This is a genomic window from Enorma timonensis, from assembly GCF_000321165.1.
In the GTDB taxonomy this organism is placed as follows: Bacteria; Actinomycetota; Coriobacteriia; order Coriobacteriales; family Coriobacteriaceae; genus Enorma.
In genome coordinates, this window is the sequence record NZ_CAPF01000028.1 from 1 (window position 1) to 14,956 (window position 14,956).

13 protein-coding genes are annotated in these 14,956 nt (G+C 67.5%); 3 read left to right on the top strand and 10 right to left on the bottom strand.

Annotation, left to right across the window (positions count from 1 at the left end; genetic code table 11):
- From BN423_RS11000 to BN423_RS03050, 3 genes are all read right to left on the bottom strand, one after another.
- A partial coding sequence (locus tag BN423_RS11000) for a serine/threonine protein kinase (protein WP_019238795.1) occupies window positions 1-1,079 on the bottom strand: 1,079 nt, incomplete at its 3' end.
- A gap of 112 nt (window positions 1,080-1,191) precedes the next feature.
- On the bottom strand, window positions 1,192-1,611 hold the full coding sequence (locus BN423_RS03045; protein ID WP_019238796.1) for a helix-turn-helix transcriptional regulator: 420 nt from the start codon (window positions 1,609-1,611) through the stop codon (window positions 1,192-1,194).
- A gap of 24 nt (window positions 1,612-1,635) precedes the next feature.
- Window positions 1,636-2,067, bottom strand: a complete 432-nt coding sequence (locus BN423_RS03050) for an FxLYD domain-containing protein (protein ID WP_019238797.1) — start codon at window positions 2,065-2,067, stop codon at window positions 1,636-1,638.
- Between the two features lie 196 nt (window positions 2,068-2,263).
- On the opposite strand from BN423_RS03050, the gene BN423_RS03055 reads away from it, so the two are divergent.
- A complete protein-coding gene (locus BN423_RS03055; RefSeq protein WP_019238798.1) occupies window positions 2,264-3,268 on the top strand; it encodes a nucleoid-associated protein in 1,005 nt (334 codons plus the stop codon).
- 307 nt (window positions 3,269-3,575) lie between these two features.
- Here BN423_RS03055 and BN423_RS03060 read toward each other — a convergent pair whose 3' ends face one another.
- The 4 genes from BN423_RS03060 to BN423_RS03075 form a co-directional block, all read right to left on the bottom strand.
- Window positions 3,576-4,877, bottom strand: coding sequence for a DUF2974 domain-containing protein (locus tag BN423_RS03060; protein WP_019238799.1), 1,302 nt, complete (start codon window positions 4,875-4,877; stop codon window positions 3,576-3,578).
- Between the two features lie 9 nt (window positions 4,878-4,886).
- Window positions 4,887-5,837, bottom strand: coding sequence for an L-lactate dehydrogenase (locus BN423_RS03065; RefSeq protein ID WP_019238800.1), 951 nt, complete (start codon window positions 5,835-5,837; stop codon window positions 4,887-4,889).
- Window positions 5,838-5,939: 102 nt separating this feature from the next.
- Window positions 5,940-7,100, bottom strand: coding sequence for a pyridoxal phosphate-dependent aminotransferase (locus BN423_RS03070; RefSeq protein ID WP_019247111.1), 1,161 nt, complete (start codon window positions 7,098-7,100; stop codon window positions 5,940-5,942).
- A 155-nt stretch (window positions 7,101-7,255) separates the two neighbouring features.
- Window positions 7,256-9,268, bottom strand: coding sequence for an NAD(+) synthase (locus BN423_RS03075; RefSeq protein WP_019238802.1), 2,013 nt, complete (start codon window positions 9,266-9,268; stop codon window positions 7,256-7,258).
- Window positions 9,269-9,455: 187 nt separating this feature from the next.
- On the opposite strand from BN423_RS03075, the gene BN423_RS03080 reads away from it, so the two are divergent.
- Together BN423_RS03080 and BN423_RS03085 are read left to right on the top strand one after the other, a co-directional pair.
- Entirely contained in the window at window positions 9,456-10,427 is a 972-nt protein-coding gene (locus BN423_RS03080; protein ID WP_232385482.1) for a hypothetical protein, read from the top strand.
- Between the two features lie 140 nt (window positions 10,428-10,567).
- Window positions 10,568-11,800: a hypothetical protein gene (locus BN423_RS03085; RefSeq protein ID WP_026088992.1), complete on the top strand. Its 1,233-nt coding sequence runs from the start codon at window positions 10,568-10,570 to the stop codon at window positions 11,798-11,800.
- Window positions 11,801-11,917: 117 nt separating this feature from the next.
- On the opposite strand, the gene BN423_RS03090 is transcribed toward BN423_RS03085, so the two are convergent.
- From BN423_RS03090 to BN423_RS03100, 3 genes are all read right to left on the bottom strand, one after another.
- Complete coding sequence (locus BN423_RS03090) at window positions 11,918-13,129, bottom strand: MFS transporter (RefSeq protein ID WP_019238804.1); 1,212 nt, start codon at window positions 13,127-13,129, stop codon at window positions 11,918-11,920.
- Between the two features lie 117 nt (window positions 13,130-13,246).
- Window positions 13,247-14,086, bottom strand: coding sequence for a PTS system mannose/fructose/sorbose family transporter subunit IID (locus BN423_RS03095; protein ID WP_026088993.1), 840 nt, complete (start codon window positions 14,084-14,086; stop codon window positions 13,247-13,249).
- Window positions 14,076-14,843, bottom strand: a complete 768-nt coding sequence (locus BN423_RS03100) for a PTS mannose/fructose/sorbose/N-acetylgalactosamine transporter subunit IIC (RefSeq protein WP_019238806.1) — start codon at window positions 14,841-14,843, stop codon at window positions 14,076-14,078. Before BN423_RS03100 ends, BN423_RS03095 begins: the two co-directional genes overlap by 11 nt.
- Between the last annotated feature and the right edge of the window lie 113 nt (window positions 14,844-14,956).

Consider the following 14,956-nt stretch of genomic DNA (forward strand, 5'->3'; position numbering starts at 1 on the left):
GCGCCGTTTCGCAGCCAGGTGCGCCAGGGAGCGCGCGGGCGGCGCGGCTGTGCGGGCGCGGGCGTCTCGCGGGGGACGGGCGCGGGCGGCAGGTCGACGGTGGCGCCGGGGACATTGGGCGCCAGGGCGGTGTCGCGGGGCGTCAGAGCGGCGGCGGGCGTCTGAGTAGAAGCGGGCGCCGCCTGGGCACGCGGGGCGGGCTCCACCTCCCGAGATGCATCCGTCGCCGCGAGGAACGCCTGCTTGAGGGCATCGGCGCTCGCATAGCGCGCGGCGGGATCGAAGGCCGCCGCCTTCAGCACGACCTCCGCCAGCGCCGGCTCGATGCCGCGCGCAGTCAGCGCATCCGCCGCGGGCAGCCCCTCGGGCTCCGTTCCCGTCAGGCAGAAGAGCAGCACCATGCCGAGCGCGTAGACATCGCTGCGCACGCTCGTCTGCCCGAAGCCGAACTGCTCGGGCGGGGCATAGGCGCGCGTGCCGAAGCGGACGGTGTCCGCGCCCTCGCCTGCGCGGTAGCGGCGCGCGATGCCGAAGTCGATGAGCGTCGCCGAGACGCCGTCCGACCGGTTCGAGATGATGATGTTCGCGGGCTTCACGTCGCGGTGGATGAGCGGCGGGTCGATGAGGCCGTGCAGCTCGGATACCGCGTCGCAGACCTCCGGGAAGAGCGCGCGGGCGAATGCGGTGCCGCCGCCGTCGGCGCTGACGAGCGCGGCGAGCGTCGCCCCCTCGACGTACTCGGACACGACGACGAGCGCGTCCTCGGTCTTGTAGCAATCGATGATGCGCGGCAGGTGGACGAAGCGCATGCCCGCGCGCTGCAGCTCGAAGAGGGTCTCGTACGCCGCCCCGACGCCCTCGGCGCGCGCCAGGCGCTTGCGCACAAAGGGGCCGAGCTCCCCGCCGTTCGCCCCCTCGAACATGACGAGCTCCGTCGCGGCGGGCTGCGCGTTAGGGCCGGAGGGCGCCTCCCCCTCCGGGCTCAGGGGCCGCACCACGCGGTAACACGCATCGCGCTCGAGCGCTGCAAGGTAGCGCGCGAGCTCGTCCTGTTCATCTGCGTGTTCCCGAGAAGCCATCGTCCACCCGTCGCCGTTCGAACTGCCATGCTTCGAGCCTACCACGGACGAACGTAAAATAACCCCAGGGGGTTTTTTGACATGGACGGCGCGCGCAACTCCATGCCGGCGCTTAGCCGAGCGTGGCCTCGCCGAAGCGATAGAGCTCCTCGTTCACCTTCTGCAGCGAATAGCTGTGGTCGATGCTGAAGATGATGATCGCGTCGCGCCGATCCTTGCAATAGAGCTCGTTCGCCCCGGCCGCCTTGAGCAGCCGGTTCGTCTCGCGCAGGGTGAGCGCCATGGCGAACGCGATCTGCAGCACCTTGTCGCGCGAGGGGTTGCGCTGCCCCTTGAAGATCTGGTACCCGAAGGTCTCGTTGAGGTTGGCCATGCGGACCACCTGCGAGCGCTTGAGGTGCTTGCGCTCAAGCAGCTGGGAGAGGTAATCGGGCAGCGTCGGAGCGGTCGCGGGACGCCCGTCCAAGAAGGCGTCGATGCTCGGCGCCGCTATGAGCTCGTCGAGCAGTTCCTCGGTCAGTCGCTCGGCCACGATACCCCTCCCCTCGATACGCGCTTAGAATCCCGTCACATCGATGAGCTCGTACGAGGCGACCTCATCGGGCGAGGCAGTGCCGTACGCCTCGAACTTCCACACGCCGCCGGGCTGCAGGTTGTTCGTGTTGGCGAGCGCCGTCCCCACCTGCGCACCGTCCGCGTCGTACAGGTTGTATTCGACCTGAATATAGCTCACCTCGTCCTCGGTGTTGTTCGTGAGCGTGCCATCGATGAAGACCGCGTAGGGGTTCGAGGTGTCCATCGCCTCGTCCGTGATGGTGTACGGCTCCTGCTCCTCAGCCTGCTGGGTCTCTGCCTGCCCCGCGGCGTCCGGAGCGTCGGCGGAGTCGGAGTTCCCGCCGAGCGCCGTCCCCGCGACGCCGATCACCACGAGCACCGCGAGCACGATCAGCACGATCTTCCCGATGCCCTTTTTCCCGTTCTTGGCCATGATGTCATCCTTCCCGTTACGTGGAACGTCAGCCGGATCGCTCGCCGCGCGTCCGATCCTTGCGTTCACTGTATCGGGCGATTCCGCTCATTTCATTAGCTGCCAGCTAATGCGGACGTTTGGTTGCGTTGGGACATCCGGCGGCGGTCGTGAGACAATACCCCCTGCCCTATCCATCGCATCCAGCGGAGCATCTATGAATATCAACCACGCGATCCTGCACATCCTCGACGCGCAGTCGGCCGTCACGGTCTTCTCGGAGCAGGAGCTCGAGCTCGACACGCGCGCCGTGCGGTCGTTCGTCATGAAGCACCTCAAACGCGCGCGCAACGCCGCCGACAACCGCCCCGGCTCCTTCACCGAGGACAGCGCCTTCGCGGGCGAGCTCAAGCGCTACCTCTTCGGCGAGCGCGGGTTCGTCGACCTCTCGCAGCAGGTCGCGGAGTTCCTCACCGACCAGCTCACCCACGCCGAGAAGCCCTCGTCCGCCGACATCCTCGTCGCCGATTTCGAGGACGACGCCGACGAGCGCTGGTTCGCCATCCTCATCATGGAGAGCCGCATGGCCTTCATGCACGAGGTGGACAACGCGGCCGGCGGCGTCGTGGCCAAGATCGCGCGCCACCACGCCATCCTCCCCGCTCCCACGCAGAAGATCAGCTCCTACGCCCTCGTGCGCGCACGCGACCTTTCGGTGCTCTACCAGGACAAACCCCGCACGATCATGGGCTCTGAGACGCAACTCATCGTCGACGGCCTGCTCCAGTGCACCGCGGGCACCTCGGCCAAGGAGGTCATCGACGTCGTGACGCGCGCGGTGGCCGAGGCGGCGGAGGAGCACGGCGCGAACGCGGCGGTCGCGCTCGCCGCGACGAAGGCGGCCATGGTCGAGCAGGTGGAGGACGACGAGGAGCTGCCGCCCTGGGATATCGTCGACGAGGTGTTCGCCGAGGAGCCCGCCCTGCAGGCAAGCGTGCGCCAGAAGCTCGAGGAGGAGCACGTGCCCGAACGCGTGGCCGTCGAGCGCGCGCATGCCGAGCGGCCGAGCGTGCGCAACCAGAAGATCCGCACCGACACGGGCATCGAGATCACATTCCCCGTCGAGATGGGGCGGAATCCCGAGTTCATCTCGTTCAAGAACGAGCCGAACGGCCTCATCTCCATCGAGCTCAAGAACATCGGCGCCATCGAGAGCCGCTGACGCGGCGTACGCCGGGCGCGGAGGCTGCGCGCTGCCGGCGGGTGGCCATTTTTTCCGATTTTGTGACATCATTCCTGGAAAACGGCGGTGCGACTTCCCCACCGCCCTGGTAGACGACACGGATATCCCAGCTGTGGAGCCATCGCACCGCCCTTGCCGCAGGATCCGTGTCACAAAACGGGAAATAATGGCCACAAGACGCTTCGATGGGCGATTCGCCGCGCGCGGCGAGCTGTCGCAGCCCACATTCAGCGCCGATCGAGACGATTGCGCGCGGTTCACACCCCGCGCGCCTGGCCCCGGGCGGTTAATCGCCTTCCTTGGAACCGAGCCCGTCGAGCAGGTTGCCCGCGGCATCCGCCACCTTGTCGATGGTCGCGGTGCGCGCGAGGGCGCGAACCACCTCGCCCACGCATTCGCGCTGCTCCGGGTCGAGGGCGTCGACGGCTTCGCGCATCGCGGGCACGCTCGTCCGCCAGTCGTCGCGGATGTCGGCGAAGCGCTCGGCGCCGGTCGCGCCCAAGACGTCGAAAAGCGTGTCGATGAAGCGACGGCGCTCCTCGGGCTCGAAGCGGTTCATCCAGCTCTCGATCGTGCTCGAGAGGTAGCGCGCGCTCGCGGTGAGCCCGTCCGCGTAAACGAAATCTCGCCCCTCGACCTCCCAGAGGAAGGGGTTGTGCTGGAGGATCGAGACGCCCGAGCTCTCCACGACGCGCACGTCGGCGCCGTCGTCCATGATGAGCCCTATGACCGAGGATTTCGGCACCATCTTCGCCACGCGCCCGCGCACGCGGCGATACCCCTCCCCCTCGAGGAACGCGGGCGGAAATCCGGGACCGTCGTGGGAGAACGCCGCGAGCACGCGATCCTGCACCGCGCGCGGGACGGTCGCGGCGGCATACACCGCGAGGTTCCCGCCCTTCGAATGCCCACCGAGGTACAGGGGACCCGCCACGCTGGGCGCCACGCGCTCCACGTACGCGCGCGCCTCCTCCTGCGCCGGCACCGGGCAGGACGAGGCCATGTTGAAGTCTTCCTTCCAGCCCACGAGCGAGGAATCCGTCCCACGGAACGCGAGGTAGGCCTCACCCGTGGGCAGCAAAAACGTCATGGCGGCGAACTGCTCCTCGACGTCCGCATCCGTCTTGAAGCGCAGGCGCGTAAGCCGCACGCTGCGGAAACGCGGGCTCGCGCACACGGCGAAGAGCAGCTCGCGGCTGCCGTCGGCATCGAAGCTCGTGCCGAACATCTCGTCGAAGTCCTCCGCGCGCATAAGCTCGTGCAGGGCGATGCCCTCATCGGTGCGCGCAGCCTCGAGCGCGGGCGTGAGGCGGAAGTACGCGAGCCACGACAGCACGAGACTGTCCACCAGGCACAGCGGGCGCGCATCGAAGCCATCGAGCTGCGTCTGCGCGTAGGTGAGGAACGACCCGGGCTTCTTGTGCGCTCCGGACGGCTGCTGCGAAGACGGGGACGGCGCGGTGCCGTCCCCGTTCACGTCGCCGTTGGATGCAGCGTCTGGCTCAGCTTCGCCGCCGGCAGCATCCCCCGGAAGCACCCGCTTCAGCGCGCCGGGGATGTCGGGCAGGTGGTCGGACAGCCTCGGCATGGCAGCCTCCTAGAGCTCGACCTCGATACCGTCGATAACGTCGCGCAGCGCCTTGGCGGAGCGGTGGAGCTCGGCGAGCTCTTCCTCATCGAGGGAGATGGGCACGCGGCACTCGACGCCGTCGCGGCCGACGATGGTGGGCATGGAGATCGCGACGTCGGAGATGCCGTACTCGCCCACCATGAGGGCGGAGATGGGCAGGATGCACTTCTCGTCGCGCATGATGGCGGTGCACAGGCGCTTCACGCTCATGGCGATGCCGTAATACGTGGCGTGCTTGCGGTCGATGATCTCGTAGGCGGCGTTCTTCACATCCTCGGCGATGCGGCGCTCCGCCTCCTCGTGGTCGAAGTGGCCGCGCATCTCGCAGAAGTCCTTGAGCGGCACGCCCGCCACGTCGGCGCTCGACCACACGGCGAGCTCGGAGTCGCCGTGCTCGCCGATGACGTACGCCTCGACGTCGCGCGGGTCGACCCCCAGGTGCGCGCCGAGCGCCTCCTGCAGGCGCGCGGAATCGAGCACGGTGCCCGAGCCGATCACGTGGCCCTCGGGCAGGCCGGACATCTTGATGGCGGCGTAGGTGAGCACGTCGACAGGGTTGGACACGATGAGCAGGATGCCCTCGAAGCCGCTGTCGCGGATCTGCGGGATGATGCCCTGGAAGATGCGGACGTTCTTGTTCACGAGGTCGAGGCGCGTCTCGCCCGGCTTCTGGGCGGCGCCGGCCGTCACGACGATGATGGCCGCGTCCGCGGCGTCAGCGTAGTCGCCCGCGTAGATCTTCATGGGGGTGGCGAACGGCGTGCCGTGCGCGATGTCGAGCGCCTCGCCCTCGGCACGCGCGCGGTCGACGTCGATGAGCACCATCTCCGAGAACAGCCCGCTCTGCATGAGGGCGAACGCCGACGATGAACCCACGAAACCGCAGCCCACTACGGCTACCTTGCGATTGTTGACCATATGCAGCTCCTTATCTCTTTGCCGGCGCGCGACCCTTGCGTCGCGGCGGCACCTGCATGGCACAAGGCCTACAACCCGTTTCCTACCCAGTATCTCGTCGCTCTAAATCCCGGCGGCCTCGATGGCGTCGACGGCGGCGCGCAGCCCCTCGGGCGGCAGCACGAGCGCCATGCGCACGTAGCCCTCGCCCGACGGCCCGAAGCTCGCGCCCGGCGTCACCACGACGCCCGCACGCTCCATGAGCTCCTCACAGAACGCCATGGAATCCGTGCGCCCGCCGGGCAGCTTCGCCCAGACGAACATCGTGCCGTGCGCGTTCGGCCGCTCCCAGCCGATGCGCTCGAGGCCGTCGCACAGGACGTCGCGGCGCTCCTGGTAGCGCAGGCGCTGCTGCTCGACCTCGTCGCGCGGGCCGGTGAGCGCGGCGATCGCGGCCTTCTGGATGGGGAAGAACATGCCGAAGTCGATCTGGCTGCGGAGCTTCGCGAAGGCGGCGACCACGTCCGACCGGCCCACGATGAAGCCGATGCGCGCGCCCGTGACGTTGAACGACTTCGAGAGCGAGAAGAATTCCACACCCACCTCGAGCGCGCCGGGGTAGCTGAGGAAGCTCCCGCCCGCCGGACCGTCGTAGACGATGTCCGAGTACGCGTTGTCGTGCACGATGAGCAGGTCGTGCTCGCGCGCGAACTGGATGAGCTCCTCGTAGAGCTCCGGCGTGCCGACGCTGCCCACGGGGTTCGCCGGCAGCGAGACGATCATGTACTTCGCGCGGTCCGCGACCGCGGGGTCGATGCCGGCGACGTACGGGAGGAAGTCGTGCTCGGCGGAGAGCGGGTAGTACGCCAGCTCGCCGTCCGCGATCTTCACGCCCGCCTCGAAGACCGGGTAGCATGGATCCGGCACGAGCACGGTGTCGCCGGGGTCGAGCAGCGCGAGCCCCAGGTGGCCGACGCCCTCCTGCGTGCCGTTGCACGAGGCCACCATGTCGGGCGTGATGCCCTCGACGCCGAAGCGCCGCGCGTAGTAGTCGCACACGGCCTGCTTGAGCTCGGGCAGGTCGCCCAGGCTGTACTTCCACTGCGCGGGATCCGCCGCCGCGTCGCGGAGCGCCTCGACCACGTGGGCGTAGGGCGCGAAGTCCGGCGTGCCCACGGAGAGGTTGTAGATGGTGCGCCCCTCGGCCTCGAGCTGGAGCCGCTTGGCGTTGAGCGAGCTGAAGACCTCGGCGCCGAAGCGGTCGAGTCGCTGGGAGAACTGCATGTTCATCATCCTTTCAATGCGTCAAAAAGGGACGGGTTCAAGACGCTACTTTTTGCTTCATTTGGGGACAGGTTCCGACCTTGATGCCATCGGGGCGCGCAGAGCCTGTCCCCAAGTATGGCAAAAGGTAACGTTTTGAACCCGTCCCTTTATGATCAGGGTTCGAGGGAGTCGATCTCGGCGAGCCAGAGGCGGGCGCTCGCGTCGCTCGGCATGCGCCAGTCGCCGCGCGGCGAGAGGGTCACCGAGCCCACCTTCGGCCCGTCCGGCAGGCAGCTGCGCTTGAACTGCTGGGCGAAGAACCGCCGGTAGAACACGCGCAGCCAGCTCCAAATCGTGTGCGCGTCGTAGGTGCCCGCGAACGACCGGCACGCCATGCGGAAGATCTTCCCCGGCGCGAACCCGAAGCGCAGCAGGTGGTAGAGGAAGAAATCGTGCAGCTCGTACGGCCCCACGAGGTCCTCCGTGCGCTGGGCAATCTGGCCGTCGCCCGTGGGGGGCAGAAGCTCCGGCGAGACGGGCGTGTCGAGTATGTCGAGGAGCGTGCGCTCGATCTGGCCGCCGAACGCGTTCGCCGCATAGCGCACGAGGTGCCGCACGAGCGTCTTGGGCACGCTCGCGTTCACCCCGTACATGCTCATGTGGTCGCCGTTGTACGTCGCCCACCCGAGCGCGAGCTCGGAGAGGTCGCCCGTGCCGATCACGAAGCCGCCGGCCTGGTTGGCGATGTCCATGAGCAGCTGCGTGCGCTCGCGCGCCTGGCTGTTCTCGTAGGTGACGTCCGTGACCGCGGGGTCGTGCCCGATGTCGCGGAAGTGCTGCTCCACGGCGGCGTGGATGGGGATCTCGCGGAAGTCGACGCCGAGCGCGGCGGCGAGCGTCGCGGCGTTGCCCTTCGTGCGCCCGGTCGTGCCGAAGCCGGGCATCGAGACCGCCGTGATGCCCGTGCGGTCGAGCCCGATGGAATCGAACGCGCGCACGGTCACGAGCAGGGCGAGCGTGGAGTCGAGGCCGCCGGAGAGGCCGATGACCGCGTGCCGCGTACCGGTGTGCGCGAGGCGCGTGGCGAGGCCGGCCGCCTGCAGGCTGAAGATCTCCTCGCAGCGCTCGGCGAGGTCGCCGTGGTCGACCGGGACGAACGGCGTTCGCGGGAAGACGCGGTCGATGTCGAGGGCGCTGCGCATGAGGTCGGGCGCATCCCGCGCCATCTCGCCGGCGAAGGAGAAGCGCACCTCGCAGCAGGCACCCTCCCCGCCCACCGGGCGCTTCCAGGTGTTCGAGCGCCGGCGCTCCGCCACGAGGCGGTCGATGTCGACGTCCGCCACGGCCATGTCGCAGCTCATGAGCGGCGTGCGCGCGAGCAGGCTGCCGTTCTCCGCGATGAGGTTCTCGCCGGCGAACACGAGGTCGGTGGTCGATTCGCCCGCCCCGGCGTCCGCGTAGGCGTAGGCGCAGTACAGGCGCGCGCTCTGGCCGCGCACGAGGTCGCGCCGGTACGCCGCCTTGCCCACGATCTCGTCGGACGCGGACGGGTTCAAGATGATGGTCGCATCTCCCGCGAGCGCCATCTCGGTGCTCGGCGGCGCGGCGACCCAAAGGTCCTCGCAGATTTCCACGCCCACGACGACGCCCTGGAGCAGGGGGTCGACGCAGCGGTAGACGAGACCCGCGCCGAGCGGCACCGAGTCCTCGCCCGCGAACGGCACCCAGCGGGGCTCGACCGGCGCGGGCTCGAACCAGCGCCGCTCGTAGAACTCGCCGTAATTGGGCAGATACGACTTCGCGGTGAGGCCGAGGAGCTCGCCCGCGCAGCACACGGCGGCGCAGTTGTAGAGCGCCCCGCCAGCCGCGACGGGCAGGCCTACGGTGAAGAGCACGGGCACGTCGCGCGTCTCGGCGAGGAGCCACGCGAGCGCGCGCTCGCAGGCGGTGACGAGCGGGCGGTTCTGGAACAGGTCGCCGCAGGTGTACCCCGTGAGGCAGAGCTCGGGGAGCGCGAGCGCGCCCACGCCCGCCTCGGCCGCCGCGCGCACGCATGCGAGCACGGCGCGCGCGTTGCCCTCGACATCCGCCACGCGGATCTTCGGCGTGGCCGCCGCGATGCGGAAGAAGCCGTCCGCGGCGGGGTCTGCGCCCCCGGCCACGGGTATCGTATCGAGCTCGCCCATCGTCGCTCCCCTTCGTCTCAGAACACGTGTCCCCCATGATACCGCGTCGCCCGGAGCTCCGCGAACCGATTATCCAGACCCTGTGGTATCCGCTCGGCGGGCGTGCGCGCGCGGGCGCGTCGGGTAAGAATGTAGGGCACCGCGCGGACTCGGCCGGGCGGTACCGAAGCGATTCCCGGGAGGCACCATGGCACCCGATTTGAACAACACCACCGTCCGCGATGCGGACAAAACCCGTGTCTATTCGGCAGACGAGACCCGCGCCCGCGGCGTGGATATGGCCCGCGCCCACGCTGCAGACGAGACCCGCGTCATCGCGCAGTCCTCGAGCGAGCGGGACGTGTCCATCGGCAACACCCTGGCCTACGAGCGCGCGCAGAAGCCCGGGCTGTTCGACGGCCTCTCGCTCGCGCAAATCATCGCCGGCGCCGCGGCCGCGGCCACCTCGGTGATGCTCGCGTCGCAGATCGGCATCGCGGGCTCGGTCATCGGCGCGGCGGTGAGCTCGGTCGTGACGGTCGTCTCCTCGCAGATCTACCGCCGCTTCATCACGGCGAGCGCCGACGCGATCAAGAGCGCGCACACCAAGGGAGGCGACATCCCCGCAAACGGCTGGGAGACGGGCGCGAGCTTCGAGCGCGACGCGAACGGCCAGCTCTCCGCCGAGGAGCGCGCCTACCCGGGCGCCCGCGTCGCCCCCGAGCGGCTCCGCGCCCGGGCGAAGGCGGCGCGCGCGGCCACGCAGCGCAAGGTCATCGGGTTCTCGGTGGCGGCCGCCGTCGTCGCCGTGGGCGTCTGCGCCGCGATTATCCTCGCCACCACCGCGGGCGAGGGCCTGGGCGCGAAGCCCGCTCCCCTGTTCTCGTCGCAGGACAGCGCGCGGGATGAGCGCGTGGACGAGACGACGACCCCTGCGGACGAGACGGAGCCCAGCACGACGACGCCCGAGACGCCCGACACGAGCACGACGAAGCCAGATGACGATACGACGGAAGACGACCAGGACAGCAGCACCGCGACGACGCCCGAAACGCCGACGGACAGCGACCAGGACGCCGCGGACGGCGGCGACCAGACGACCGCGACGACGCCCGGCACGGGCGACGGCTCGACGAGCGGGGGCGACACCACGGACGGCGCGAACGCCGCGTCCGCGTAGGGCGCGCCGGCCCGCGGCCGCATAGCGATGCGCGCCACCTGCCCTCCCCGCCCCGCAGCGCACGCTCGCGACGGCAAACGGCCACGCCTTGGGAGGCGATGGTAAGATGCTTGTCGAACAACATCGAGCAAAGGGGCATCATGGCATCGCAGCAACAACCGCAGCTGAATCAAAACAACCGCATCTACCTCTACGGGCTGCTCCGCTCAACCATCGGGGTTGGCCGCCAGGCGTTCATGACGCAAATCGAGGAGGCGCTCGCGAGCGATGGGCTCGACGCCGCGTCGCTCGGGTACGGCGGCGTCCGCGAGCTGCTTGAGGAGCTCGACGAGTTCGTCACGCTCACCGTGTTCAAGGGCGGGCGCGTCTACGCCACCCTCGTCGCGCAGCCCGAATGGGACGCGATCCTCGACGCGGCGGGCGACGGGGCGACGGGGAAATCCGGCAAGCCCTGGAAGCGCAAGCGCGGGCAGCGCACGCTGAAGCCGGTGCGGCCGCGCGCCGTGGTGGTCGAGACCGAGGTCGAGGCGGAGGTCGTCGAGGCGGCCGCCGATGAGGTTGCCGAGAGCGCGGATGCCCCTGCCGAGCCCGAGCAGGCACCCGAAGGCGAAGCGGCGGCAGAGGACGCTGCCGTGGAAACCATGCAGGCCAAAGAGACCGAGGATGGCGTGCAGGAGGCGGACGAGGCGCCTGCGGCGACGGCCGAGCCTGAACCCGTGACGGCGGCAGAACCCGAGCCCGCGTCCACACCGACCTCTCAGCCAGAGCCCGAGCCCGCGCCCGAGCCGTCCATCTCGCTCACCGTCATCTATGACCCGGAGCACGCGAACGCCGGCATCCAGACCCTTGCGTCCACCCCTGCGACGGCGGGGAATCCGGAACGCGTCAACGCCGGAGAGGTCGCGGCAGACGCGCAGCCGGTCACGGCAGGCCCGCAGCCGGACGCCGCGAGCGCAGAGCCGCCGGCTGTTCCCCTCGCCGCCCCGCGCACCGAGCGCGCGCAAAACACCGTGGTAGCAGCGGCAACCCCGACGCCGCAGTCCGCGCCCGCGGCTCCCGAGCCCGCACCCGAGCCGCCCATCGACCCGGAGACCTACCCGCAGGATTTCACGACCGACGTCTGGTGCCCGACGAGCCTGCTCCATGAGCTTTCCGCCCTGCTGCCCCTCGGCGCGGACGCCCTCGGCATCGCCGGCGAGTGGTTCCTCATCGCCATCGAGCGCGGCACCGCCGAGCTCGGCCGCAAGCGCATCGCCTTCCCGCTGCGCTACATCCGCGACGGCGAGCGCCGCACGGCGACCATCCGCCTCAAGCACCGCTCCCCCGACACCCCCGGAGCACCCTGGGCGATCGAAGCCATCGAAACCGACTAGCGAGAAGCAACGCAACACAGCGCGCAAGGCCATTCGGGGCGGGTCTCACCGAGTCATCCGACTCGTGGAAACCCGCCCCGAGGGCATCGCCAAGCGTTTCAAAACAGCAATGCGACGTTATACCGTCCCCCGCCGCCGCTCCAAGCGCATCCACCACACAAGGGACAGCAGACCGACCGCTGCGATGAAGCATGAAGAACCGAACAGCACCGCCTGGACACCGAAGGCATCTGCCATGGCAGGCGCTGCGAGCACAGGCAGCACACCCGCGCTCATAAGACCGAACCGCACGAACCCCATGACGCTGCCAAGGTGTTCGAGCGGTGCCCGCTCCTGAACAAGGCTCATCTGCAACGGTTCCAAGAAACCCCAAGCAAGCCCGTTGATCGCCTGCCCGAGAATGGCGACGGCCAAGATGTCGGTTCCCACATACACCATCGACCCGATTCCGACGAGCAACAGCGACGCCAGCAGGGCGCGGACGTTCGCGAAGCCCGCCGGCACGCGCGTGAGCACGTATGAGCCTATCGATGACGTCACGCCAACGACCGAGGAGAGCAGCCCGAGCCAGACGATGTCCACGTGCAGTACATCGCGATAGAAGAGCGACTCGAGCGAATCGAAGGCACCGAATGCGAAGTTGCCGAAAAACCCTGAGAAGAAGATCACGCAGAGCCCTATGGATGTGAAGGTGAGCCGCGCTCCGGCACCTATGCGTGCAAGCGCCCCCTGCCGCTCCGCCGTGTCACGCGCCGGCTGACGCACCTCGTTGCAGCGCCAAGCCAACACAAGCGCCACCGCCATGAGCGCCGCCATGAACAGGTAGACCGATCGCGTCGGGAACACCGCAACGAGCAGGCCGCCCGCAATCGGCCCGAGCGTGTACGCGATATTGCTGTAGAACATCATGAGCCCGTTCAAGCGTTGCCGCTTCATGGAATCGGGCTCAAGGTATCCGGGAAACGCATGGGTGCAGGTATTGATGCAGCCGCCCGATATTCCCAAGAAAACCGCCGCGGCGAGAAGCACGCCTGCCGTCGTGGGCACAAGCCCCACGATAGTGCTCGCGATGATGGTGAAGGCGAGCGTGAAAAGCGTAACGCGCCGCGGCCCCCAGTGGTCGATCGCGGCCCCGGCGCCCATATTGCCAATCGATGTTGCCAGATTGCGGACAAGTGTGATGCCCGCGACAAGAAGCGCGCCTCCTCCCAAGTCATACGTTGCGATTCCTATCAAACCCAGAAAATACACCGCGTTGTTGGCGCACCATTGGAGCGACTCGATACCGATGAGCCGCCAGTCGGATGCGCTGAGCTGCGCGCGTGACACGATATCAACTCCACTTGCATGTTCTCTTACGTATCGTATGGTGCAAATCCATGGGCGCGCCCGGACGATCACCATGTGACCGCCCGGGCGCTTCCATCGCGCAAAGCGCTGTATAAGCTATGCCAAGACGCCGAAGTACACGCCGATGACGCCCACGAGCATCGTTCCCAAGATCAGAATGGTCGGCGAAACCTTCTTGCCCAGCAGCCAGTAATAGAGCCCCATGCAGATGAGCGCGAACATGCCCGGCAGGATGCTGTCGAGCACATCCTGCAAGGCGGTGACCTCATCGCCCGATCCAAACTGAACCGCGATTTCCGCCCAGAACATATCGACGGTCATAGATCCGAGCACCATGATGCCCACGATGCCGGCGATGGTCATGACCTTGTCCATGATGCCGTTCTGCTGCGCGGCCTCGAGCATACCCACACCCAGCTCATAGCCCTTCTGAACACCCCAGATACGCAAAGCGAACGCAGGGATGTTGTAGATGAGCAGGAACACGAGCGGGGCAAGCGGGTTGCCCATCTGCGCCATCGATACACCGATACCAGCCGCAAGAACACGAAGCGTGGTGAGGAAGATGGAGTCACCGATGCCGGACAAGGGCCCCATGAGCGCAGCTTTGACTTCGTTGACGGAAGCGGCGGGAATCTCCCCGCGGGCGATCTTCTCCTCCATGGATGCAGCGATACCGCCGACGAATGGGGCGAACTGGACGGTGATGTTGAAGAACGAGGTATGGCGCTCCAGTGCGGCGGCATAACCCTCGGGATCATCGTGGTAGATCTTCTTCAAGATCTTGTCCATCATGACGCCGAACGCAAGACCCATCTGGTTTGCATAGGTCCAAGAGTACTCGACACCGAGCGAGCCGACGTTCAATGACATCCTGATAAGGTCGCTTTTGGTGATCGCATAGGGGTTTTGCCCCATCTCAAGCTTAGAAGTCATCGTCGTCCCCCTCCAATGCAGGAGCAGCAGCCTTCGGCTTCATGATGCCGGTGTACTCAATGCCGATGATGATGGACAGCAGCGCCACACCCAGCACGGGCACGCCGATGTAGGCGGTCAGCAAGAACCCCAGGAAATAAAAGGGCAGCAGCCGCTTCGTCAAGATCATGCGGGCAAGCATGGCGAATCCCATGACAGGCAGGATATTCGCGCCGGCAGCAAAGCCGTTGAGCACGAACTCGGGCACGACGCCCACGATCCACGCAACCGCGTCGGAACCAAAGTAGATCGCGCAGAAGTGCACGATGAAATACAGCGGTTGCGCCCAGGTGCCGATGACCCAGTGCAGGCCAAGCAGTTTGCCGCTCTCGCCCTTTTGGGCGAACTTCGGAATGAACGTCAGCAACCAGTTGGAAATGGGCTGGCAGAGATTCTCAAGCGCGAGCACGATGGTGCCGATGGGCAGGGCCAGGCCGACGGCCACATCGATATCGACATCGAGCAGCACGACGTAGGCGGTGCACAGCACTGCCGCCGACGTGCAATCCGGCGGAACATACGCGCCGATGGACACCGAACCCATGAACAGCAGCTCAAGGCTCGCGCCGAGTGCGAGACCGGTCTGAAAATCACCGAGTGCGGCTCCCACAACCGGGCAGACGACGATCGGACGAAAGGCGTACAACGTTCCCAGCTGGTAATCGAAGAAGCCGAAGAACAGATACAGGAGACTGCAGATCGCAGCTTTGAATACCATGCTCACTCCTTACGCTCAGTAGTCGAACTGGTGGTAATAGCGGCGGTACTTGAGGTTGTGCTTGGTGACGGTCTCGTAATACGCCGCCAGGCGATCCGTTACCAGCGAGCTCA

Excerpts from the sequence above, each read along its gene's own strand:
- BN423_RS03080 (WP_232385482.1), top strand. The coding sequence starts at position 9,456 with ATGGCACCCGATTTGAACAACACCACCGTCCGCGATGCGGACAAAACC.
- BN423_RS03075 (WP_019238802.1), bottom strand. The coding sequence starts at position 9,268 with ATGGGCGAGCTCGATACGATACCCGTGGCCGGGGGCGCAGACCCCGCC.
- BN423_RS03065 (WP_019238800.1), bottom strand. The coding sequence starts at position 5,837 with ATGGTCAACAATCGCAAGGTAGCCGTAGTGGGCTGCGGTTTCGTGGGT.
- BN423_RS03085 (WP_026088992.1), top strand. The coding sequence starts at position 10,568 with ATGGCATCGCAGCAACAACCGCAGCTGAATCAAAACAACCGCATCTAC.
- BN423_RS03100 (WP_019238806.1), bottom strand. The coding sequence starts at position 14,843 with ATGGTATTCAAAGCTGCGATCTGCAGTCTCCTGTATCTGTTCTTCGGC.
- BN423_RS03050 (WP_019238797.1), bottom strand. The coding sequence starts at position 2,067 with ATGGCCAAGAACGGGAAAAAGGGCATCGGGAAGATCGTGCTGATCGTG.
- BN423_RS03060 (WP_019238799.1), bottom strand. The coding sequence starts at position 4,877 with ATGCCGAGGCTGTCCGACCACCTGCCCGACATCCCCGGCGCGCTGAAG.
- BN423_RS03055 (WP_019238798.1), top strand. The coding sequence starts at position 2,264 with ATGAATATCAACCACGCGATCCTGCACATCCTCGACGCGCAGTCGGCC.
- BN423_RS03095 (WP_026088993.1), bottom strand. The coding sequence starts at position 14,086 with ATGACTTCTAAGCTTGAGATGGGGCAAAACCCCTATGCGATCACCAAA.
- BN423_RS03070 (WP_019247111.1), bottom strand. The coding sequence starts at position 7,100 with ATGCAGTTCTCCCAGCGACTCGACCGCTTCGGCGCCGAGGTCTTCAGC.